This window comes from Patescibacteria group bacterium (genome assembly GCA_028711655.1).
Classification (GTDB): domain Bacteria; phylum Patescibacteriota; class Patescibacteriia; order Patescibacteriales; family JAQTRU01; genus JAQTRU01.
In genome coordinates, this window is record JAQTRU010000001.1 from 1 (window position 1) to 22,843 (window position 22,843).

A 22,843-nucleotide genomic window follows, 5' to 3' on the forward strand; every position below is an offset into this window, starting at 1 on the left:
CTTTCGTTATATATGCCCCAATGGTTATTTGTCCCGGCAACGCTTTGGAGATCAATTTCGGCGTTATTTCCGGTGGCGCTATAAATATGAATCTGACTGTTTGGGTTGTTGGCACCTAGGCCGAGCCTGTTATTTAAAATCAAATTACCAACCATCGTGTCCCCGCTCTTAGCCACGAAATCATTAGGCAGATTATTCCAGTCGTTGAAATTCAGGCTATTATTGTCTGTATCATTTTTGTTATAATTGCCGGTTATGGCCAATGCTTCTTGGCCCGGGCCTAAGTCATATATGGCTAAAAATCCGATAACTGAAACAAACAACAAAATAACTCCGACAGTTAATTGCCTTTCTAATTTTTTAATTTTAGTTAAATTGTTTGGTTGCATATGGTTATGATTAAATTATAAATATTTAATTCTTATGTCCGGAAAAATTATTGCAACAAACAAGGAAAGGTAATATTGAATTGGCAATCGCGAACAACCGGCGCGGAACCGCAATCCTCCGGACAATTTTCCGAATTTTCTCCCGAAGCCGCGTCGCAAGTTCCGTTTCCGCAGCAGTCAGCTACTTTGCAATCGCCCGAACCGCCGGTTGAACATTCAACAGCCGGATCGCATTTCCCGTCTCCGGGCCTACAACCGGTTATTTTGCAGTCCGGATCATCAGCAGCCGTACAATTAGCCGGGCAAACGCCATCGCATGAACCGTCGGTCAAACAAGGAGAAGAAACGGACATTATTTTTATAGTGCAGATTTTCGTGGCCGTCCCTCCCCGGCTGTCATTTACCGCCACGGAAAAATTATAGTTTCCGTTATTGCCGGCCCTGAGAGAATAAATTTCTTTTTGGTTTAAATTGGCGGTATCCCGTAAAACCGGAGCGGCTGACCAGCCGGTCCAATTTGTACCGGATGTATCTAAACTCCAAGTAAGCACGTCTCCATCCGGATCGCTCGCGCCAACATATCCCTTAAATTCTTCACCGGGCGTTCCGACCAAAGTTCCGCAAGTAATAACCGGGTTTCTGTTTGCCAAGGTTTCGCCGAAAGCGGCGCTGCCGGCGCAGGCTCCCGCTCCCAGATTGATATAACCCGATTCCATAACTCCGCAAACATCATAACTTGATCCGTCAGTGGCGGCCGTGTAAACAAAAGCGTTGCTGTCGGCCGGCAATTCCAGGGTGCCGTCCGGCAATGTCGCGCCGGCAAAGGTTTTGCCAGCTTCGTTCCAGCAGGTGATGGAATCATAACCCGGGCAAGCGCCTAATTTGTTTACGGGGTCGGTGGGCAAGCCCACGCCCAATTCCTTGGCCAGGGTCTGCTGCCAGCTGGGCCAGGTGGAAATGGTTTTGTTGGCCAAATACGTGCCCGCTTCTAATTTCGGGTAATGCCCCTTTGTTTCTTTATAATTATCCAGGGCTATTTTTATTTCCGCCAATCTTGACAGTCTCTTGGTGTCGCGAGTTATCTTTTCTTTTAACTCCGCGTTGTCAATATTGGTGTTAAATTTCCAATGGGAAATAATCTGCTCTAAGATGCTCTTGGTGGCGGCTTCCGCTTCCTGATTATAGGAAATGAGGTAGATATTGGTATATAAATTATCACCAACCACATTGGCGGCATTGACATAGATTGTCCGGCCGTCCCGAATCGCCTCGTAACCGTCAATGGTAAGGGGTTGGGGCGAGCCCTTGAATCCCTGCTGGTTATACCAGCGGGAAACACCGTAATGGCCGAGGTTGGGAATAACCCGAATGGCAATTGCGTCCGGGTTGGGAGCGTCTGCGGCCGAAGCAGGAATAATTTGTTGGCTGGAGCGAAAACCAAATAAAAGCAAACTGAACCCTAGGGTTAATAAACCTAAATATGCCAATTTATTTCTTTTTTCGCTCAAATAATACATAAAGGGAATTTCCCCGCCAAAGGCGGGTCAGCCTCTGGCTGATAATTCACCTAATTTCTAAAATAATTTAGAAATTGGAAATTATAATTCAGAAATTAATAAAGAGATGCTATGGGGTTGGCGCCACCGGAGTTACCGAACCGGTAACCATATCGCTCCGATTCCCCTCTGCGTCATAAGCCGCTAAACCGAAACAATAAGCTACTTCATTGGTTAAGTTAAAAGTCTCCGGATTTTTTATTGGCACCCGTGAATCGCCAAAACTTACAGAATCATTGCATGTATCAGTTGCCTTGTAGTAAATCCTAAAACTAACCGCCTCGCCTCCGCTATTATCTGTCCAGCTTACTGTTACTTTTCTGTCTCCCGGCTCTAAAGCCATTGTCGGGACTACTGGGCCTACGGTATCTTCGGGAGTAGCTGACACCTCGTTGGAATAACCGCTTACGGCTCCGCTTATGTACTCGGCCACAATGGAAAAATAATAAGTCTGGTTGTTGTTCAAATTATCAACCTCATAATAAGTCGTTGACCCGGCGCCTATATTCACCGAATACCTGCCGCTGCTTGTGCCGTAATAAACCCTATAATCGGCCAAAACCTCGTCGGGTGGCACGGAAATCGGCGTCCAGCTTAAAATTACTTTTCGGCCCTCGCTCGGAATACTGGCCACGGTTAGATTGACTTCGGAAACATCGGGAGTTTCCTCCCGGAAAAAATAAGCTTCTTTCAGAATATCCTGCGCGCTTGATCTTCCTCTGATAATGGTATTCTCGGATAAAATCGCCGGCAAATCATCAGCCGGACCGGCCGCGCCCCGATCGCGGCAATAATAAAATTCATAATTGGTGTTTACGCAATCGCCGGTGCCGGATAAGCAATCCGCGCCTTGCAAAGAATCTTTCCATGGCTCCCAGCTTCCGTCTGTTTTAAACGGCGGCCAGGGATTCTCGCATAAAAATACATAAACTTCAGCCTGACCGGTTTTAGCCTGGCCCTCGGTATCAAAAATTGTGTCTTTGGTAATGGTGGCGGTCGCGTTAATATAAGATTTGCCGTCTTTAACGTCTTTGGCCGTTACGGGCTGGATGGAATCATCGGAATTATTAACCGTTGCCACCTCCGGCTTGCTGGAAACCCAACTCCATTCCCAGTCGTAGTAGCCGGGTATGGCCACTAGAATTTGGCCGTCGGTTGAACGGGGCCGGGCTTGAAAAGACTGGATTTGTCCGGCTTTTCTAAATAAATAGCTTGCCGGGCTAACCGTGACGCTGGACAGTTTGCAATCATCTCGGCCGGCAGCCGCCCCGGTAGTGAAGGACCAAATCTTTGCTCGGGAAAAAGTTTGTCCGCCAAGAGCCGCCGTGTCCGGACCGTTCATGCCGATCCCCCAATCAGAAAATACGCCTTGGCCGCTGTTTAAATTTTCGTCTCCTTTTATTATCACATAATAAGTCCGGTTTATGTCCAGGGGTTTATTAAGGTTAAAGGTCAAATCAGTGGTTCCATCCGCTTTTTGGACGCCGTTTGTTATGCCGGTAATGGCGCAGTAATTATGGTTCGGGTCAGGCGTATCGGCCAAAGCTCTTCCGCCCAGCCAAGAACCGCTTAATCTTTTTACAACCGCCAAAACGTTCTGATAAAAATTTACAGCAGTATTTTTTTGCTTGATCGTCTCATGTTTTAAAGCCAAGTATTGGGTTCCGGCCGGACAAACGCTGTTCCCATAATCCCCGGCTACAATTACATTGCCGACAAAGCTGTTAATGTTCATTTTTTGGCTGAAGCTTGCGGAAATTGAAGTATTAAGGCAAACGCCGGTAGCTCCTTCAGCCGGATAAACCCCGGAAACTTCAGGCCGGCTCCGGCAGCAGGTATCAGAAGCGCAACCGACCGTATCCGGAAAACCGCAGTCTTCATCTTGTTCACAGCCGCAATAAAGCCCGCGATTGTAGCCGGTACAAGGCTCTCTGTCCGGCGCGCAAATTAAACCATTGGCATTAACCTGCGGCACGCTCGGATCACAACAGCAAGTGGGACAAATTTCCTGATCCAGGTCATCTAGACAGCTATAGCCCGGACCGCAATTAAAACCGGGATTGCAAGTCGTCTGAGTCGGGGTGGTCGTGGCCACGCATTTTTCGCCCGGCCGGCTTATTTGCGAACATCCGATTGCGCATTCTTCTCTGGTTTCAAAAACGCTTCTGGTTGAACTGGCTACCGGACTTGAATCGCAAACTCCGCCGCCATCCGCGCACTGATAATATTGGCAATAAGCTAAATTATTATAATTAACCATTCCCGTTTTGCCCATTCCTCCCCGGCAGATATTACCGTTTACGGCGTCAACGCAGCAAGTCGTGTGCTTTGAACATTCTTCGGCCGAGGATAATTGTTCGCAATCTCGGCAAACGCCGCCAGCTACGCTTGTATCGCAAATTTTCCCGCTATGCCCGAAACAATTGCAGGCCGCATCATGCTCGGCCTGGGTTGTGCCGGCGCTGGCGCAACCGGAGCAATGGCCAAGGCCAACATTGTCGTTTGAAGTGTCGCTGCCGCAAGCGCCCCTGCAAACTAGGGGCGGGCAACAATCTCTGGCATCCTGGCCAATCTCACAACAGCATTCGCAAAAACTCTCACCCGCGGCAATATTATTATAAGGCGAACAAACGCCGGCGGAATTTGGGCAGGGCAAAGGATCGCAATTGCCGGTTACATAACTTCTTCCCAAACAACTATAATAAGTTGGGGGAACAACGGGTTCCCCGGCTCCCGTAGAAAATTCCCACTCATAAACCGAGCTGGCGACAAGAATATAACATTGGTCCGGGTTATCCTTGCATTGGCCGGATTCGCTGCTATCGGCCGGACAACAAACCTTGCCAGAACCGCAATCTTCATTTTTAGCGCAGCTGCCAACTCTGAAATTCAAACCGTTGCCAAAAAGCGCGCTCTGGACAACTTGAACCGGACCGGTTTGCGCTTCCTGATGGACAGTAGTTACTATCTTTTGGGCGTCGCCTTCATCGCCCCAAAAACTTATATTATTTTGATTTTTATTAGAATAGAATCTTACTAAACCTGTAGCCTGCTGCCCAAAATTTTCTCCCCATAAACTTATCGGGCTGTTGTTCGGCCCCATGGTTGGATCAATTTTGCACAAACTCGGCGCCAGAGCCAAACTGCTATCAACTTTAAAAGAAGATTCGGAGTTTATCGTCTGGCCGCTTATTTCCATGCTTATAATATAATCCCCGTTAGCCAAACCGGCCGGCACTTTCACAACAACTTGGTTGTCGCTCCAAACGCTGGCCGCGCAAATTTCCGGAAACTGATAGCTGGCTTCTATCTGGGTCGCCCCCTTGAAATAAACATGGTTGGTCGTTCCCCTAATTCTGCCAAAACTCCGGCCATAGATAGTTACATATTGGTCCGGAGCGCCTTGGGCCGGCTCAAAAAAAGTAATGGTCGGACCGGCATATGGTTCCGCTTTTTTTGTGAACCGAAAATAATTACTGGCTATGCCCATGCTTGAAACAAATGTAGTGGTTTTTCCAACCCTGATATTTGGCACTTTGGCTGTCCCTCCCAAATTATCGCCAAAAGAGGGTTCCAAAGCCGCGACATTGCTTGTTTGGCCGCCAAAATAAGCCGCGCTCCCCGACAAATTCAAACCATGATAAGCAATGGCATCGTTCATTACTCCTTCTCCCGGATTCACTTTGCAAAGTCCGGGTCGGACAATATCATTAACAACAAAATCGTCAAGATTGGGGCCGCGGTCATTATCAGTTGTATCTTCGCGCCCATCTGCTGTTACAACCCTTATCGGTCCGGAAACCGCCGCAGACGGCACTAAAACAACTATCTGATTATCTTGCCAATTATTATCGCAATTTGCATTCACGCTACCGGGAAATTCCGCTGCTGTCATTATATAATCACTCCCATCCCAAAAATAAACTCTGCCGGTTGCGCTGCCAAAATATCTTCCGCCTATGGTAACCAAATTTCCCAAAGCTCCGTCCGCCGGGCTGACCCACTCAATCACCGGCGCCCCTAAACAGGTGCACGTTTCAGTATCGCAAGTCAAATAGCCAGAACATAAATTATCATCCGCCTCGCAGGTGGTTGTTCCGCCGTCTCCGTCACAGAATTCCCCATAGCCGCCGCCGGCTCGGCAAATACAGCTTCCGGTATCGCAATAAAAACCTTCGGGGCATAAAGTCGCGTCAGCTTCGCAAGTGTCCGGGCCGGCCATGCTGTCGCAGGAAATTATTTCATCATCACTAATCCCCGGACCAACGCCGGGACCGATTCCTGGCCCTGCGCCCGTATCAATTCCCGTCCCGACACCGGGGGTAGAAGCCGTAAGCAACCGATTTAAAACAAAGCTGGCAATGGCAAAGGAAGATAAAATTATAATTAAACCTATAATCGCTCCTGTTAAAATCTTCTTGGCTTTTTCAATCTTTTCTTCTTCGCCGGCCGCAGTCATATAGAGCCAGCCGGCGTAAATAATCAGGCTCACCGCTATAATTCCCAAGAATCCCAAGGCGATTCTGATGACGTTGGCCGCCATTACCCGCGGATCTTCGCTGCTAAGCCCTATCTGCTCCCCGTATTCCATCCCCAAATCCGCTTGAGCAAAAGCAAAATTAACCACAATAAAACTGGCTATAATCAAAAGCGCTATCACTATTAAGTTTTTCTTTAATTTAGACGCCATTTTTTAAAAACTCTAAGCTCTAAATCCTAAACAAATTCTAAATTCAAATTATCAAAATTCAAAACTTCATATTTTGATAGCTGTTTGGGATATTTGGATTTTGGTAATTTGGTATTGTTTAGGATTTAGAGTTTCGGATTTCGGATTTATACTAAGGGCATTCGCTCCCCGCTGTTGGCGCGCCGGCGCAACAGGAAGGATTGCCGGCGCAGCCCGGCCCCGAGCTCGGCTTAAAACAATTCTGATTTATGTCTTTTACCCCGGAACCGACTTGCGCCCGATACCTAGTTGAATCATTAAAGGTGGAGTGCCTTATTTCCACCCTTGTCCCGTCCGGGTCGCCATCATCATTATTATCTATATTATTTTTCGCTATCCAATATCCCGGCAATTCCGGATCCGGTTCAGGAGGAGAGAGGGTGGATTTTGCAGAAATTAGATTAATCAACTTATGTTCAATATCGTCTCTGCCATTATTTATTATTATACTGCCCGTTCTCAAGCTGGAAGACATCATCGCTTTGTTAAAATCTATTAAAATCGGCTTGGCCAAATGAGCGCCGGTAGCCCCCTGACTAAGGAGCCGCTCTTCTCCGAACGAATTTTCCTGGGAAGTGGCGGTAATTTCCGGCGGGCTTAAATCAACTATCTCACTAATGGAAAAAAGCCATTGATAATTATCGCCGGCAAGGGGATTGGGGCTGTTTTCATTATAAAAACTGGCTGGGCCGTCAGCATCTCCGTCTCGATTGCCATCCAGGGAATTGAAAGCCATGTCAGCCACCCCGGCCAGGGGAAGCAGGGATAGGGGATAATTCTTCCCCTCCCCATCCTGACAATGGCTGTTAGCGCATGTATTGTAAGGGCTGCGGCTGGCGCAATTATCAGCTCCGCAATCAGCCAAAACCGCCGCTTTTATTTCTACTTTTATCTGGCTGTCTCCGGGCAGGCAGTAAATTTTTTCTCCGCAGCCGTTAACTCCGCATTGAATATCGCTTATAAACTCTATGGTTTTGTATTGATTGGAAATATTAAATTTCCCTTTAAGGCAGGTATCGGCTCCGCAGGAAAAATACCCATCGTTAGCCGGATTGCAATCAACTCCGCCTACGCATTTTACCGCTATCTGGCCGCTTACCTCTTCCGCGTTGCCGGAAACGGTTAAGGGGTTGATGGCTTCGTTAAAATTTATCTGAATAACAGAGTTTCTCGGCTTAGTACTGCCCGGCTTGGGCAAAATTCCCCCTTTATCCGCCGCTCTTACTTGCGGTGGGGTTAAATCAAGTTTTTCGCTCACTTTAAACTGCCACTCCAAATAGTCTCGGCTGCAAGAACTAAAAACATTGCCCCCGTCCGACTTTTTTATGTCATTGCTTAAATAAACCGTATACCAAACGCTTTCCGAAGGAGAACCAAGATAAGCTTTCGGGGAAAAAACAAAAACCTTGTTGTCCTTTGTAATAACATTAATTCCGGTAATAATGCTGTTTGGATCGCTAGTTTTGAATAATTTGACATGGTTGTCCGAAGGGACGCTTTCTTTTTTAATCTCATCGCCGGCATCGCAAAAAACTCCGTTATTATTGGTGTCATCACAAATGGTTTTGGGGTCAATTTCTTCCCTGAAACTTACTATAATGGAAGTGTTTCTTGGCACCTCCTGCTGGCTGGGTTCAGGATAAACGCTTTCTACCGAGCAGGAGCCCAAAACGCCGATGCCGCCGCCAGCGCCCCCGCTCGGGCCGCCGCCAGCGCCCCCGCTCGGGCCGCCAAAAGTCGCTCCCATCAATCTGTTTAAAACAAAACTGGCAATGGCAAAAGAGGACAAAATAATTACCAAACCGATAATAGCGTTTTTCAAAATATTCTTGGCTTTGGCAATTTTTTCTTCGTTGCCTTCGGAAACCATCCACATCCAGCCGGCGTACATAATCAAACAAACCGCTATAATTCCCAAGAATCCCAAAGCCGCTTGAATAACCCGGGCGATTATAATGCGCGGGTCATCTCCGCTTAACCCGATTTGCTCTCCGTATTCCATTCCTAAATCGGCCTGGGCGTAAACAAAATCAGCTATCACAAAACTAGCTATAGCTAAAAACATTACTATAATTATTAAATTTTTTTTGGATTTAAACACCATTTTGTAAAATTTCTAATTTCTCCCGCCACTTTATTATATTCATGGCGGACGGGATCCTCCGCCTCTGGCGGGGTGATAATTCACCCCGGTAGTAAAAACCTTGTTTCACTGCGGGGCAGACCTAATTTCTAAAAAATGTCTAATTCCTGAATTTCTAATGTCAAAAATGTTTCTAATTTGGAAATTAGACATTTGGACATTTGAATTTTTACCTGCCCGCTAGCCTACGGCAGCTAGGTAGGCGGGTTAGAAATTAGAAATTGGGTCAATTAGGAATTTTTTATATTATCTTGTTATTTTATTATTTTATTATTTTATTATTTCCGCCGCGTTGACTATTCCCCTCTTTTGTTATTTAATACTATTATAACATAAATAAAAGCCAGAGGGCAAACAAAATGACAATTGAACAAATAGTAAAAAAAATTAAAGAAAATAATCCCAAAGCGGATACGGACATGCTGAAACTGGCATATGATTTTGCCATGAAGGCCCATGGCGAACAAAAAAGGAAGACGGGGGAACCATATATCCAGCACTGCCTGCATACAGCCTTTGTTTTGGCGCAAATTAAGGCGGATTTAAATACAGTCATCGCCGGCATCCTCCATGATATTCCCGAGGATACCGATTATACTCTGGAGGATATAAAAAACAATTTCGGAGAAGAAACCGCTTATTTGGTTGAGGGAATCACCAAATTAAGCAAAATAAAATATCGCGGCATTGAAAGATACCGGGAAAGTTTAAGAAAAATGTTCCTATCCATGGCAAGCGACTTAAGGATTATTATAATTAAATTTGCTGACCGTCTCCACAACTTAAGGACCTTGGAAGGGCTGCCGCCGGAAAAACGCCTGCGTATCGCCAAGGAAACCCTGGAAATTTACGCTCCCATTGCCGGACTTCTGGGAATCTGGAGTTTGAAATGGCAGATGGAAGACATTTGTTTTAAGCATCTTTACCCGGAAGAATATAAAAAAATAGAGTATAAATACGAAGTGGAAAAGAAGGTTGAACATACCCAATATATCCAAAGGATAAAAAATATTTTAAAGAAAAATTTTGAAGAAGCCGGCATTAAATATAAAATAGAAAGCCGATTTAAACACCTTTACAGTATTTACCAAAAAATGCAGAAAAAAGACAGGCAATTTAATGAAATTTATGATGTTTTCGCCCTCCGGGTTATTGTGCCAAACGTTAATGATTGTTATAAAGTCTTGGGAATCATCCATACTCTTTGGAAGCCAAAAGCCAACCGCTTTAAGGATTATATCGCCTCGCCAAAACCTAATGGCTACAAAAGCCTGCACACCACCGTCTTTGGTCTGGAAGAAAAAGCCATTGAATTTCAAATCAGAACCAAAGAAATGAATGACGAAGCCCTTTACGGTCTCGCCGCCCATTGGTATTACAAACAAAAAAGGGGCGGCAAAGAGGAAAACCGCTTTATTGGTTCAGAGAAATCTTAGATATCCAGCGGGAAGCTGAGGATACGAATGACTTCGTAAAAAAAATAAAATTTGACATCTTCGGCAACAGAATTTTCGTTTTTTCTCCCAAGGGCGATGTTTTTGAACTTCCGGAAGGATCTACGCCGATTGATTACGCTTACGCTGTCCACACCGAAATCGGCAATAAGGCAACCAGGGCCCTGGTTAACGATAAAATAGCCGATTTGGATAAAGAATTAAAAAGCGGGGATCTGGTGGAAATTATCATAGATAAAAACCGCCCGGGACCAAACCGGGCCTGGCTAAAATTTGTTAAAACCGCCAACGCCCGCAACCGGATAAAACATTATTCCAAGACACCCATGGAAAACTTTAAAAATTTTTTTCCAAAATTTTAGAATGACAAAAACCCCGCCCTTCACGAAGGGCGGGGTTTTATTTTATACGAATTATTTTTTGCTTTCAGCTAAAACTTTTTTAACCGCTTCGCTCGCTTTATTGCCATCGGCTTGGCCTTTAACCCTGGCCATAACCTGCCCCATAATTTTCCCAAAATCATTTTCGCTCGCTTCCTCCAAAGAATTTATGGTTTCTTTGACAATTTTCTCCAATTCTTCATCGCTTATCTGGGGCGGCATGTATAATTCCAATATTTCTTCTTCCTTTTTTTCCTTGTCGGCTAAGTCTTGCCGGCCGCCGGCTTTATAGGCCTCAACTGAATCTTTGCGTTTTTTTATTTCGGATTTTACAACTTCGATAATCTGTTCATCAGCCAATTTTATTTCTTCGCCCTTGCGCAGGGATATTTCTTTGTTCCGAATAGCGCTAATAAGCATACGCAAAACGGAAACGGCTATCTCGTTTTTTTCCTGCATGGCCATTTTCAGGTCTCCGTTAATTTTTTCCGATAAATTTGGCATAAAAATCACGCTTAGATAAACTATCGCTTTCTCTTGAAATTATCCTCAACCAGTTTTCCTGTTTTTCTCAAATATTCTTTTTCTTTCCTTAAGCGCAAACTCGTCAAAGCATACTCTTTCTGTTGCCTTTTGTTCTTCTTCGGTTCCCGATGTTGCTTCTGGCGAGCCACATAAAGCCTTCCGCTCTGTTTCAGGGCCTTATTGAATCTTCTTAAAAAACCCTCAAAACTTTCACCCTTTTTCCTTTTGAATTCAGCCACCTTACACCTCCGTTCTAGCCCCGCCTTCAAGAAGGGCGGGATTAATATATTTAATATTATTATAGCGCTTGCGCCTTCCCGCTGTTTCAATTAGCTTCTAAAAAGAAGCGCAAGCAATGATTATTATTTTTCTTTATTTAAATTCAACTTTTTTTCTATTTCTTCTTTTATTTTTTTCTGGGTGATAACCTCCTGAATCCCGGAATCCATATCCCTGAATAAAATGGTCCCGTCCATAACTTCTTTCTGCCCCAAAATAAGGCTAAATTTCGCCCCTATCCGATTAGCTTCTTCTAATTGGACTTTTAGGCTGTCCTTGGTGAAAGCTTGCCGAATTTTAAATCCGGCCCGGCGCAACTCTTCAAATAAAACAAAAGCTTTGCGCTTGGCCTGCTCCCCTAACTGGGCTAAAAATATTAGATCCCCTTCCTCGCTTTTCAGGGGGATATTTTTTTCCCTTATTCTGGTTATCGTTCTTTCTATCCCCACGGCAAATCCGCAAGCCGGTGTCGGCCGACCGCCCATATATTTTACCAGGCCGTCATACCGACCGCCGCCGCCCAAGGCTAGTTTGCTCGGCATCGCCCCGCCTTCTTCAACCGCCCAAATTTCAAATACGGTCCGGTTATAATAATCCAACCCCCTTACCAAATAAGGGTTCAGATTGTAATTAATATCCAATTCGTCCAAATATTCCAAAACTTTAATAAAATGCTCCCGGCAACTGTCGCATAAATAATCCACTATCTGCGGAGCTTCTTCCCTGGCTTCCAAACATTTTTCTTCTTTGCAATCAAGGAGCCGCAAGGGATTTTTTATTATTCTCTTCTTGCAATCGCCGCACAATTTAGACCGTCGCCCCCTCTCTTTGTAAAATTCAAGGAGTTTGGCCAAATATTCTTTGCGGCATTCTTCGCACCCAATGCTATTAATCTGAATTTGGGCGTTAATCTGCAGTTCGCAGAAAAAATTATAAGCCAGTAGAATTAATAAAACATCAGCTACCGGCGCCTCTTCGCCGAATATTTCCAAATTAAATTGAAATGACTGCCGATACCGGCCGGCTTGCGGTTTCTCATGCCTGAAAATAGGACCCAGCCAAAACATCTTAACCGGCTGGGGCAGGTTAAACATGCCATGCTCAATATAAGACCTCACTAAAGAAGGGGTGGCTTCCGGGCGCAAAGAAATTTTTTCTCCGTTTTTGTCAACAAAGGTATACATCTCCTTGGTGACGATGTCGCTGCTTCTGCCGCTTGATCTTTCATATAATTTTGTGTTTTCCAAAACCGGAGTTTCAATTCTTTTGAAACCATAAGCTCGCGCCAATTCCGTCGCTTTCTTTGTCACCAAATCCCAGTATCTGTATTCGTCAAACAAAACATCTTTCATTCCTTTTAAGCGGGAAAATGCGAAACCGCCGCTTTTCTCTTTTTCTTTTACTCTCCTGATTTTTGGCTTTTGATTTTTTGTGTTTTTTCTTCTCAGCATATTAATATTGGTATTCAGGCAATTTAAACAGGCTGATCCGGCTAAAAGGCCAGCCGCGGAGCAACACCCGCCCGGTTAAAAAACTTCGGTTGACCGGACCGAAACTGCGGGAATCTTTTGAGGAATTGCGATTATCTCCTAGAACAAAATATTCTTTCTCGCCCAAACTTACTATATCCTCTGATAAGCTATAGGTTTTGGTCCCGCTGGCCAAATACGGTTCGTCCAAAATAAAACTATTTAAATCGCTATCATTGGCAATATGAACCTGCCCGTCTTTTATCTGAATTTTTTCGCCGGGCAAAGCAACAATTCTTTTTATAAAATACTCCTGCGGATTTTTCGGATAACGGAAAACTATAATATCTCCCCGGGTAGGTTCTCTGAATCTATAACTAATTTCATCAATAATTAAATATTCATGATCATAAAAATTAGGCTCCATAGAAGCGCCTTTGACATAAAACGGCTGGACTAAAAAGTACCTGATTGGAATTATAATTACCAAAGATATAACGATGATTTTGACTAATTCAAAGACAAAACTAAAAAAACTCCTTAACATTTAATTTAAAAATAATAAAATAATAAAATAATATAAAAATTTAAGAGAAAAATCTATTATATAGATTTCTAGGTTATTTTATTTCTATATTATTTTATTATTTTATTTCTACAACAACTATAACACTAAGCGAAAAAAAAATCAAATTTCGGGCCTACGCGGACTATCATAGATAAACATCGCGTCTCCATAGCTATAAAACCGGTATTTCCTTTTTATGGCCTCACTATAAGCTTTATCAATATTTTTCTTTCCGGCCAAAGCGCAAACCAGCATTAAAAGGGTGGATTTGGGCAGATGAAAATTGGTAATCAGGCCATCAACAATCTTAAATTTATAGCCAGGATAAATGAAAATATCCGTCCAACCGGAATAATCGCGTATCGCATAACGCATATCGCATAACGAATTTGAAGTTTGTAATTTATTTGCGATATGCGATTTGCGACTAGCGATATGCGAAAAAATCGTTTCCAGCGCCCTCGCGCTCGTTGTCCCTACCGCTATCACTCTTCTGCCTTCAGATTTGGCCAAAAAAATTCTAGCGATAGTTTTTTTATCTACTTCCGCCCACTCCGCATGCATTTTGTGTTTTTTTATATTATTAACCTTAACGGGCGCAAAAGTTCCCAAGCCAACATGAAGAGTCACATATTCTATATGTACGCCTTTTTTCTCCAATTTCTTTAACAAGGCCGGGGTAAAATGAAAACCGGCGGTCGGGGCGGCTACGGATCCTGTTTTTTTTTCGCTGGCGTAAACCGTCTGATAATTCATGTCGTCAGATTTCTGTTTTTTATCTCTTTTTATATAGGGAGGCAGGGGCATCAATCCGATTTTATTTACGATTTTTACAAATTCTTTTTTATTTTTATTAAATTTTAATTCCCAGGTTCCATTTTGATTATTTTTTATAATTTTAGCTTCCATTTTTTTCTTAAATTCAATTTCTAGACCGACTCTCGCTCCCCGCCCGCCGATCAAGCATTGCCAAATCGCCGACGAATTTTTTTTCAAAAGAAAAACCTCAATTTTTCCTCCCGTATCTTTTTTCCTTCCAAATAATCTCGCCGGCATTACCTTGGAATTATTAAGGACGAGAACATCGCCTGGCCGAAAACAATCAACAATATTATAAAAATGGTCATGTTTTATTTCTCCTGTTTTTTTTGATAATAAAAGAAGCCGCGAGCGGTCTCGCGGTTTAACAGGCTTTTGGGCAATTAAATTTTTCGGCAGAAGGTAGTCAAAATCTTTTAACTTCATATCAAATATGATGAGCAACTTTACACTTTTCCACTAACTTAATAATAACATCCCTTACTTGATCCGGATTCGGAACCTCATGGAAAAAAAATCTTTCTTTAGCCCCGGCTGTTTGCACATAAACATTGCCGTATTTTAAAATAGTCGGGAAAAATCCCTTGGTTTCGCTGGTAACGTCCTGAACCCGGTCTAGTCTCTGTTCAGAAATTGTCCGGGCGAAAAACCCCTGTTGTTCTATATTAATAATTCTCTCGCTGGTTATTATCCAAATATCCAGATAATAATCAATAAAAGAAAAAAAGAAAAACACCCAAAGAAATAGATAATAAAAGCTTACTATTAAAAGAAAAATGGGATGGGAAATCTGCCCATAAAGAATGTCCGGATAAATAGAAGTAACTACCAAATAAAAAAGTACCAAGGGCAGAACTAAGAGCAAAATAAAAAATAAAATTTTTTTTATAAGAATAAAAACATCCCGCCTTAGCACTTTTATAATTTTTTCATCGGGAAGTTTTCCCGGCAAACGGTAAAGTAAAAGCATAGGCTACTTAAAAAGAAAATTCTAAATCTAGCAAGTCCCCAAAAATAGTAACATTCATTTGCCAATCAATTTGGCTCAAATATTTATAAGAAAATAAAAGCATAAGAATGGAAATGGCGATATAAATAAAAATCGTGAAAAAAGTGGTAAAATTTAAAAAGCCGTATTTAAACATATGGTAAATCGCGATAAAACTAAATATCAGCCAGCCCAAAAGAAAGATAAGATAAATTATTAAAAAAATGTATAAAGGGAAAGTCATACGGGAGTTAAAAGTTATAAAGTTAAAAGTTATAAAGTTAAAAGTTATAAAGTTACTAATTTTCAAATACTTTATAACTTTATGGACTTTATAAACTTTCCAACTAATCTGCTAATTTAATATAACTCTAAATTTGTAAACTTACGGGATTATTTTCATCTCTATTCCGTTTTAAGTGCTTATAGCCGATGTCAGTAACGATCCGACCGCGCGGAGAACGGTCAATAAAACCCAACTGCATTAGATACGGCTCATAAATTTCTTCAATAGTCGCCATCTCCTCGCCGGTGGCCGCGGCAATAGCGTTTAGGCCTGCCGGCCCGCCGTTAAATTTATCAACTATCGTTTCTATAATTTTCCGGTCAATCCAGTCCAGGCCCAAATCATCAACGTCCAATATTTTAAAAGCTTCTTCGCAGATTCCATTCTCAACATCCCCGTTTCCTTTGACCTGGCAATAATCGCGGACTCTCTTTAATAACCGGTTGGCAATGCGGGGAGTGCGGCGAGAACGCCCGGCAATAACCTCCACCGCTTCCGGCTCTACTTTTACCCCCAGGATGTTGGCGCTCCGGCTGATAATTCTATTAATATCTTCCAGGCCGTAAAAATCAAGACGATAAGTAAGCCCGAAACGGTCGCGCAAAGGCGCGGATAATAAACTTACTTTAGTGGTGGCGCCGATTATGGTAAAACGCGGCAAGTCAATTCGCAAAGTCCTGGCGGACGGCCCTTTACCGATAATAATATCCAGAGCGTAGTCCTCCATGGCCGGATAAAGAATTTCTTCAATGGTTTTATTTAAACGGTGAATCTCGTCAATAAATAAAATGTCGCCTTCGCCCAAATTAGTTAAAATGGCAGCCAAATCGCCGCTTTTTTCAATGGCCGGCCCGGAAGTAATTCTGATGTTGGCGCCCAACTCATTGGAAATCACATGCGCCAACGTTGTTTTTCCCAATCCGGCCGGGCCATGCAGGAGCACATGCTCAATCGGCTCTCCCCGGCCTTGCGCCGCGGCCATGGTAATTTTCAAGCTTTCCTTTATTTTATCCTGCCCCACATATTCGCCCAATCTTTTCGGCCGCAAAGTCAAATCCAGGGCATTATCATTGCCCAGTTCTTCTGGATTTATTATTCTATCATTTAAATTTTTAGTTTGTTTATCTGCCATATTTTATTTTTTAATCCTCGGAGATTTTTTTGCTTTTTTCACTATCTCCTTAATTAACTTTTCTTTCTTCGCTGTATAAATTTTTCTTGAGTTTTGATATTTTTTAGCTAATTTTTCTTTTAATTCGGAATACTTTTCTGCTGCCCTCCTGTCTTCGCAAAGGTAATCTCTAAATAAAATCATATCTTCGATGTAACCACTGCCAACTTTCCCTATATGGAGATAGTGTGTCCGTTTCTTTTCCGGACCTTTTGTAAAAAATAATCTTTTTTTATTTGTATCGTCTTTCTTTATATTATACCCTATCTTTTTTAAGTTTTCCTCATAGCGCCCCACTTTGGTGATTGACGGAACAAGTAGAGCAATGTCAATTATTGGTTTGGCCACCATCCCCGGGACAGAAGTACTCCCAACATGTTGAATATCAAGCGCCTTTCTACTAAAAATCTTTTTTATCTTCTTTTTCTCGCGCTCAAAGCTTTGCGACCATTTTAAATTGTGAATAACTAATCTAACTGTTCCTCGTTTTAACCCAATCATAGATTTATTATTTTTTACATCTTGCCACGCCTTTTATACTTTAATCTTACCACTTTCTTTAAAATTCACAAATCTGCGTCATTCGCTATATTCGCATAAATTCGCATCTATTAGCGTTATCTTAAAAATAAAACACTAAATACATAAACAGCAAAACCGCGTAGTTAAAAAGCATAAACCATTTATTTGACCAGTTTATGCCGGAAAAATGGAAACGGGAAAATGGCCAAAGGATCGGGGTGGGGAAAAACTCCGAGGTATGGGTAAAAATATCTAAAAATATATGGAGCCCCCAGGCATAAAAAATAACCACGGCCAGATCTAAACCTAAAATTTTTAAAATTAAAAATATTGCCAGCCAAATTACTAAACTATGGGTAATGTCATAAAGTCTAAAAACATACTTCGGAATCCCTGATGGCATTGGCGCTTCAAAATGCAAGGTTCTCCTAAAAAAATTTCTAACGGTCATATAAGAAAAACTGATTAAATCTGGGAACAACCCGAATAAAACCGCCACGCCCCTTTGCTCCATCGGCAGTTCTTTAAAAATTAAGTTTGTCCACAAAGCGTGGGAAAGTATATCCATAAGATAATCCAAATCTACGAATTTATCCGAATGCCCCGAATGCTTTGATTTAGGAATTCGGAGCATTCGGATAAAATTCGGATTAATTCGGATTACGACTTCCTGAATTCGCAAATATCTTTAAAATCGCAAAACTGGCAAAGCGCGGAAGGCTTTGGCGGAAATTCGCCTTTTTTTATGGCGGCAATGGTGTTTATGATCTTTTCTTTTGTTTTGTCCAGCTCATCCTGGCTGCCCAGAAATTCAACTTCAGTATTGTTGTCCAAATAATAAAAGGCCAAAGAATCTACTTTTTGCCGAAAAAGCTCCTCGGCGGCCAACTGATAAATTAAAAGCTGATATTTTTCGTCAAGGCTTAATTTGTCTTTCGGGGTTCCGGTTTTATAGTCAATAATTTTTATTTTGCCTGCCCCGTTGCTGCGGTGGCCGTTTATCTCATCAATCCTGTCCATTACCCCGCGCACGGTATAGAGCTCGTTGCCGACCCTGACCTTGGAATTAAATCCTTTTTCCAGAAAAATCACGTTCGGCCATGCATCTTGATGCTTTTCATAAAACTTCTTTAAAATTTCCTTGCCTTTCTTTTTATATTCCTCTTTCCGCGCCTTGGTCTCATACCAATCGTCAATCCAGCTCTGCTCGTATAATTTTAAAATTTCTTCCAAACTGATTTTAACATTTTTTTTGGCTGCTTGCGTTGAACTTGCCGAAGCACCAAATAAATCCGTCTGCTCCCGCTTCTTTCTTTCCTCGATTAAACTGAATAATTTCTGCAAAGTAATGTGCAAGGTTTTGCCAAAAGAAAAAACATGTTTTCCCCGGACCGGAATTCTTAAAATATGGGCAAAACGGTATTGGTAAGGACAATTGGAAAACGCCGCCAATTGCGTATAAGAAAAATAAGACGGCACCACCGACTTTACAACCTCTTTTGCCGGAACAGAAATTCTTGTCTTTAAAATATCGCCATCTTGTATTTTTGCCTGCCCCTCGAAGCCCTGGCGCAGTAGGGTGTTTTTGCCTGCCCCTCGAAGCCCTGGCGTAGCGGGGTATTTTTGTGTTTTTGTGTTTTCTTGAACAAACCCGCATTCCTCTAAAAAACGAGAAGGTTTTTTGAGTCGAGCGCCGCCATAGTCAGCCGCCCAAGAAAAATATAAATCGTTTTTTGCCCGCGTCATGGCTACGTAAAACAATCTTCTTTCCTCTTCTAAATGGATATCGCCTTCCGGTAAAATTTCCTTGACTAAAGCGTCCGGAATGGCAATCTGCTCGCTTCTCTCAATCGTGGGAAAACGCTTATCAACTAAACCGGCAATAAAAACATACTTAAATTCCAATCCCTTGGCCCCGTGAACCGTCATTACTTTTATGGTTTCCGGACCGGCCTCCCAGTCAACCGGCATCGCCCCTTCTTCCCCGGCGTCAATTTCCATCTGCAGTTGGGCCAAAAACGCTTTAACGCTTCTATCGTCACTGCCCTTTTCAAATTCCTCAACCCGCTTCATAAACTGGTTAAGACAGGAAGCCGCCTCCCGGCTTTTTTGCTCATCTTGGCTCATCAGATATTTCAAATAACCGCTGTCATTTAAAAAAACAAAAATAATTTCACTGGCGTTTTTATCTCTGGCGAGGCCGGCATGCTTATCAATTAAAGATAAAACCGCGACCACTTTCTTCTGCAATTCCGGCCCCAGATTTAAAGCGGAGACATTGCGCAGAACTTCATAAAGCGACCAGGCTTTTTTATTGGCCCAATAATTAAAATTAACCAACTCGTTATAGGTAAACTTAAAAATCGGCAGGTTTAAAACGCGATAAGCCGCCGCGCTTTCATGGTAATCGTCCAATAATTTTAAATAAGCGATTATGTCCATTATTACCGGCTTGGCATAAAGGCCGCGGGAAGATAAAAATTGGTAGGGCAATTCGGCCGCGGCCAAAAATGAGCAAATTTCTTTCGCGCTTTCATTGGCTCTGACCAAAATCGCAAAATCGTCCCAAGTAGAATTTTTATCCTTAATTTTTAAATCCGCGATTTTCTCAATTACCATTCTTATCTCCTCATTCAAATCTTTGCCTTCTATAACTTCTATCACCCCCTCCCCCTTATTATCAGCTACCAGCTTTTTGCTTAATTCCGTTTTTGTGTTTCTGCTCGCCCCTCGAAGCTTTAGCGTAGTGGGGTGTTTTTGTGTTTTTGTGTTCAGTTGATACTCCAGCCGATTCGGGTCATTTTGCTTGATAAATTTATAAGACAAATTCAGAATATTCTGCTTATTGCGGTAATTATTGATTAAAAAAATCTGCCCGGCCCGCGAATAATCTTTTTGAAACTGCAAAATATTAGATACCGAAGCCCCGCGAAATTTATAAATTGACTGGTCATCATCGCCAACGACCACTAAGTTATTTTTCGGGGCGGCCAGCATTTTTATCAGCTCATACTGCGCCCAGTTAGTATCCTGAAATTCGTCCAGCAGTATATATTTAAATTTATCCCGATATTTTTTTAAAATCGCCGGCCGGGCGCGGAATAATTTCAAGCAGTAGTTTATTAAATCTCCGAAATCCAAAGAGCTGCTGTCTAAAAGCAGTTGCTGGTAAACATGATAAGCGTTCGCCACTTCGTTTATCCTTGCCACTTCCTGACTTGCTATTTCTTTATTAAACTCACCTCTTTCTGTCATTGCGAGTCCCGAAGTCTCGGGACGAAGCAATCTCTGGTTAGACGCGCTTGACCGGAGATTGCCGCGTCGCTCGTTGCGCTTCGCTCCACTCGCTCCTCGCAATGACATATTAGGGGCTCCGCTCAACATATTGTCTAAATTTTCCTTCAACTCATTAGCGTATTCAAGATACTGGGCCGGATTTATATCCTCGTCTTTGGTCCGGGAAAAATGCTTTATCAAGGCGCGGATAAATTTCGTCGGATTGCCCATCGGCCGATAATAATCCAGATCAAGTTTATCCAAATTATTTTTTATTAGAGCATATTGTTCAAACTCATTCAGCAATTTAAAATCATTAGGTAGCCCGATATCAAGGCCGTGTTCTTTCAAAATTCTTTCCCCAAAGCCGTGAAAAGTGGAAATCCATAAATCCAAATAGCCAATCGGCAACAACCGATCGACTCGTTCCTCCATTTCCCCGGCCGCTTTTTCCGTAAAAGTTAAAGCTAAAATTTCGTCTGATTTAGCCCACCCCTGCTCTATCATATAGGCGATTCTTTGTGTAATAACCGTGGTTTTGCCAGTGCCAGCTCCGGCCACAATCAACAAAGGGCCGTCTTTATGTTGGACAGCCTGTAATTGTTCTTTATTCAAATTTTCCATCAAATTTTCCATATTATTATCATAGCTAATAATCAATAAATCGGCAAATCAAAAACCTGACTAATCATCGCTTATTTTCTATTATAAAAATAATCCCTTGCCAAAGGGAAAAGCGCGCCAAGACTGACCGAAAAACATTTTTCGGAAAAAGTTTCCTCGGCGCAGGTGGAAAAACATCAAAAAGGAGTTTTCGCCATGAAACGCTCCTTTGCCACCAACAACTCGTCCTAAATGTGCCCGATGCCAGGCGACTTAGGTCTCGCGAGGTTCTCTCTACCTGAATCGCAACCCTTCGCCTAGGGTCAAAAATTGGTGGGGTAAAAACGAGAGAGGGACAAAAGAGTTGTTGGTTAAAAGAGGTAAACGGGATGAATCCTTGTGGTTCATCCCTATTTTTTTATAACAAAATAAAGGCGAGACTCGCTGATCTCGCCTTCTTTGTTTTAATTCTTATCCCTCCTGCCCGCTAACCACCCTGACCGTCTCTCTGGCCACGATTATTTCCTCATTGGTTTCGAGGACAACGGCTTTGATGGACGAGCAAGGATCGCTTATAATCTGCTCATCTCTCATATTCGCTACATCGTCAAGGACAAAGCCGAGGAATCCGAGCGAACCAAGAACTTCAGCCCGAAGTGTCGGCTCTTTCTGCCCTATCCCGCCGGAAAAGCAAATTGCATCCACGCCGCCCATGAGAAGAATATAGGCGCCCATATAGAACTTGATGTCGTAGATGAGCTTAGCGCGGGCAAGTCGGCAGCGTTCGGCCAACGGGCCGCCTTTTTCTATCTCGTGGAGGATGTCCCGCATATCACCGGACGTTCCAGAAAGCCCTTTCAAGCCACCGTTGGTGGCAAGTTCGCGAAATACTTCTTCCATTGAGAGGCCGGTTTTTCCCATAATAAATGGAATGGCAAAAGCGTCAATATCGCCAACTCGTGCCCCCTGGATAAGACCGGATTGCGGAGTCAGACCCATGGAAGTGTCAATGGAACGCCCGTCCTTATATGCGCAAACTGATGAAGAGCCGCCCAAATGGCAGGCAATGATTTTGTGAAATTTCTGATCAAGCCCGAGAATCTGAATGGTTTCGCCGGTCACGAACCGCAAGGAAGCGCCATGATAGCCGTATTTGAGAAGCCCGTACTTTTCGTACCATTCATAAGGAACGCCATAAACACTGGCATACTCCGGCTTCCCGGTGTGAAACCCCGGCTCAAAAACTCCGACCCGCGGCGTATCCGGCAAAAGCTTGGCAAACATCCGAATCGCTTGAAGGTACGGCGGATTGTGCGCCGGCGCCAAATCACTGTACTCTTCCATGGCGCAAAGAACATCATCGGTCAAAAACACTGACCCGTTCTTTTCTCCGGCCTGGACCGTCTTGAACCCAACAGCCTCAATCTCGGAAAGACCCGAGACTGCGCCTTCTAAGAAATCAAGGCAATTTTGGACAGCCTCACATTGAGTCGGAACATATTCCGATCTCTCAATTGCCGGCACTTTTCTATCGCCCCTGTAGAATTTTATCGTGGAGTCGCGATAACCAACCCGCTCAATGCCGCCCCGGGCAAGGACTTTTTCCCCGTTACCCATGTCAAGAAGCTGAAACTTGAACGACGTAGACCCGATGTTGCAGACTAAAACTTTCATAGCTCTCTCCTT

18 protein-coding genes are annotated in these 22,843 nt (G+C 43.1%); 2 read left to right on the plus strand and 16 right to left on the minus strand.

Annotation, left to right across the window (positions count from 1 at the left end):
* From PHQ42_00005 to PHQ42_00020, 4 genes are all read right to left on the minus strand, one after another.
* Nucleotides 1-389: hypothetical protein (locus tag PHQ42_00005; GenBank protein ID MDD5071115.1), on the minus strand; the 389-nt coding region annotated here is incomplete at its 3' end.
* A gap of 47 nt (nt 390-436) precedes the next feature.
* A complete protein-coding gene (locus PHQ42_00010; protein MDD5071116.1) occupies nt 437-1,906 on the minus strand; it encodes a hypothetical protein in 1,470 nt (489 codons plus the stop codon).
* Nucleotides 1,907-2,015: 109 nt separating this feature from the next.
* The gene (locus PHQ42_00015) at nt 2,016-6,635 is read right to left on the minus strand and encodes an Ig-like domain-containing protein (protein ID MDD5071117.1); all 4,620 of its coding nucleotides are present in this window, start codon (nt 6,633-6,635) and stop codon (nt 2,016-2,018) included.
* A gap of 151 nt (nt 6,636-6,786) precedes the next feature.
* The gene (locus PHQ42_00020) at nt 6,787-8,739 is read right to left on the minus strand and encodes an Ig-like domain-containing protein (protein MDD5071118.1); all 1,953 of its coding nucleotides are present in this window, start codon (nt 8,737-8,739) and stop codon (nt 6,787-6,789) included.
* A 437-nt stretch (nt 8,740-9,176) separates the two neighbouring features.
* Between PHQ42_00020 and PHQ42_00025 the strand changes: the two genes are divergently transcribed.
* Complete coding sequence (locus PHQ42_00025) at nt 9,177-10,253, plus strand: HD domain-containing protein (GenBank protein MDD5071119.1); 1,077 nt, start codon at nt 9,177-9,179, stop codon at nt 10,251-10,253.
* Nucleotides 10,187-10,633, plus strand: coding sequence for a TGS domain-containing protein (locus PHQ42_00030; GenBank protein ID MDD5071120.1), 447 nt, complete (start codon nt 10,187-10,189; stop codon nt 10,631-10,633). The genes PHQ42_00025 and PHQ42_00030 overlap by 67 nt, the downstream gene beginning before the upstream one ends.
* Before the next feature lie 51 nt (nt 10,634-10,684).
* On the opposite strand, the gene PHQ42_00035 is transcribed toward PHQ42_00030, so the two are convergent.
* The 12 genes from PHQ42_00035 to PHQ42_00090 all read right to left on the minus strand — a co-directional run bounded on the left by PHQ42_00035 (nt 10,685) and on the right by PHQ42_00090 (nt 22,831).
* The gene (locus PHQ42_00035) at nt 10,685-11,155 is read right to left on the minus strand and encodes a GatB/YqeY domain-containing protein (protein MDD5071121.1); all 471 of its coding nucleotides are present in this window, start codon (nt 11,153-11,155) and stop codon (nt 10,685-10,687) included.
* A gap of 20 nt (nt 11,156-11,175) precedes the next feature.
* Complete coding sequence (locus PHQ42_00040) at nt 11,176-11,415, minus strand: 30S ribosomal protein S21 (GenBank protein ID MDD5071122.1); 240 nt, start codon at nt 11,413-11,415, stop codon at nt 11,176-11,178.
* 123 nt (nt 11,416-11,538) lie between these two features.
* Nucleotides 11,539-12,906, minus strand: a complete 1,368-nt coding sequence (gene hisS / locus PHQ42_00045; GenBank protein MDD5071123.1) for a histidine--tRNA ligase — start codon at nt 12,904-12,906, stop codon at nt 11,539-11,541.
* Nucleotide 12,907: 1 nt separating this feature from the next.
* On the minus strand, nt 12,908-13,471 hold the full coding sequence (gene lepB / locus PHQ42_00050; GenBank protein ID MDD5071124.1) for a signal peptidase I: 564 nt from the start codon (nt 13,469-13,471) through the stop codon (nt 12,908-12,910).
* Nucleotides 13,472-13,612: 141 nt separating this feature from the next.
* Complete coding sequence (gene queA / locus PHQ42_00055; GenBank protein MDD5071125.1) at nt 13,613-14,737, minus strand: tRNA preQ1(34) S-adenosylmethionine ribosyltransferase-isomerase QueA; 1,125 nt, start codon at nt 14,735-14,737, stop codon at nt 13,613-13,615.
* Between the two features lies 1 nt (nt 14,738).
* Nucleotides 14,739-15,281, minus strand: a complete 543-nt coding sequence (locus PHQ42_00060; protein MDD5071126.1) for a PH domain-containing protein — start codon at nt 15,279-15,281, stop codon at nt 14,739-14,741.
* Nucleotides 15,282-15,288: 7 nt separating this feature from the next.
* Complete coding sequence (locus PHQ42_00065) at nt 15,289-15,543, minus strand: hypothetical protein (GenBank protein ID MDD5071127.1); 255 nt, start codon at nt 15,541-15,543, stop codon at nt 15,289-15,291.
* Nucleotides 15,544-15,670: 127 nt separating this feature from the next.
* The gene (gene ruvB, locus PHQ42_00070) at nt 15,671-16,717 is read right to left on the minus strand and encodes a Holliday junction branch migration DNA helicase RuvB (GenBank protein ID MDD5071128.1); all 1,047 of its coding nucleotides are present in this window, start codon (nt 16,715-16,717) and stop codon (nt 15,671-15,673) included.
* 3 nt (nt 16,718-16,720) lie between these two features.
* Nucleotides 16,721-17,257, minus strand: coding sequence for a GrpB family protein (locus tag PHQ42_00075; protein ID MDD5071129.1), 537 nt, complete (start codon nt 17,255-17,257; stop codon nt 16,721-16,723).
* A 121-nt stretch (nt 17,258-17,378) separates the two neighbouring features.
* On the minus strand, nt 17,379-17,846 hold the full coding sequence (locus tag PHQ42_00080) for a metal-dependent hydrolase (protein MDD5071130.1): 468 nt from the start codon (nt 17,844-17,846) through the stop codon (nt 17,379-17,381).
* A gap of 92 nt (nt 17,847-17,938) precedes the next feature.
* The gene (locus PHQ42_00085; GenBank protein MDD5071131.1) at nt 17,939-21,190 is read right to left on the minus strand and encodes a UvrD-helicase domain-containing protein; all 3,252 of its coding nucleotides are present in this window, start codon (nt 21,188-21,190) and stop codon (nt 17,939-17,941) included.
* Between the two features lie 438 nt (nt 21,191-21,628).
* Nucleotides 21,629-22,831, minus strand: coding sequence for an acetate/propionate family kinase (locus PHQ42_00090; GenBank protein MDD5071132.1), 1,203 nt, complete (start codon nt 22,829-22,831; stop codon nt 21,629-21,631).
* Between the last annotated feature and the right edge of the window lie 12 nt (nt 22,832-22,843).

What these genes read in the sequence shown, in the direction of transcription:
- lepB (MDD5071124.1), bottom strand. Translation starts at nt 13,471, where the DNA reads ATGTTAAGGAGTTTTTTTAGTTTTGTCTTTGAATTAGTCAAAATCATC.
- ruvB (MDD5071128.1), bottom strand. Translation starts at nt 16,717, where the DNA reads ATGGCAGATAAACAAACTAAAAATTTAAATGATAGAATAATAAATCCA.
- PHQ42_00010 (MDD5071116.1), bottom strand. Translation starts at nt 1,906, where the DNA reads ATGTATTATTTGAGCGAAAAAAGAAATAAATTGGCATATTTAGGTTTA.
- queA (MDD5071125.1), bottom strand. Translation starts at nt 14,737, where the DNA reads ATGAAGTTAAAAGATTTTGACTACCTTCTGCCGAAAAATTTAATTGCC.
- PHQ42_00090 (MDD5071132.1), bottom strand. Translation starts at nt 22,831, where the DNA reads ATGAAAGTTTTAGTCTGCAACATCGGGTCTACGTCGTTCAAGTTTCAG.
- PHQ42_00060 (MDD5071126.1), bottom strand. Translation starts at nt 15,281, where the DNA reads ATGCTTTTACTTTACCGTTTGCCGGGAAAACTTCCCGATGAAAAAATT.
- PHQ42_00035 (MDD5071121.1), bottom strand. Translation starts at nt 11,155, where the DNA reads ATGCCAAATTTATCGGAAAAAATTAACGGAGACCTGAAAATGGCCATG.
- PHQ42_00020 (MDD5071118.1), bottom strand. Translation starts at nt 8,739, where the DNA reads ATGTTTTTAGCTATAGCTAGTTTTGTGATAGCTGATTTTGTTTACGCC.
- PHQ42_00065 (MDD5071127.1), bottom strand. Translation starts at nt 15,543, where the DNA reads ATGACTTTCCCTTTATACATTTTTTTAATAATTTATCTTATCTTTCTT.
- PHQ42_00025 (MDD5071119.1), top strand. Translation starts at nt 9,177, where the DNA reads ATGACAATTGAACAAATAGTAAAAAAAATTAAAGAAAATAATCCCAAA.
- PHQ42_00015 (MDD5071117.1), bottom strand. Translation starts at nt 6,635, where the DNA reads ATGGCGTCTAAATTAAAGAAAAACTTAATAGTGATAGCGCTTTTGATT.
- PHQ42_00080 (MDD5071130.1), bottom strand. Translation starts at nt 17,846, where the DNA reads ATGGATATACTTTCCCACGCTTTGTGGACAAACTTAATTTTTAAAGAA.
- PHQ42_00075 (MDD5071129.1), bottom strand. Translation starts at nt 17,257, where the DNA reads ATGATTGGGTTAAAACGAGGAACAGTTAGATTAGTTATTCACAATTTA.
- PHQ42_00085 (MDD5071131.1), bottom strand. Translation starts at nt 21,190, where the DNA reads ATGGAAAATTTGATGGAAAATTTGAATAAAGAACAATTACAGGCTGTC.
- hisS (MDD5071123.1), bottom strand. Translation starts at nt 12,906, where the DNA reads ATGCTGAGAAGAAAAAACACAAAAAATCAAAAGCCAAAAATCAGGAGA.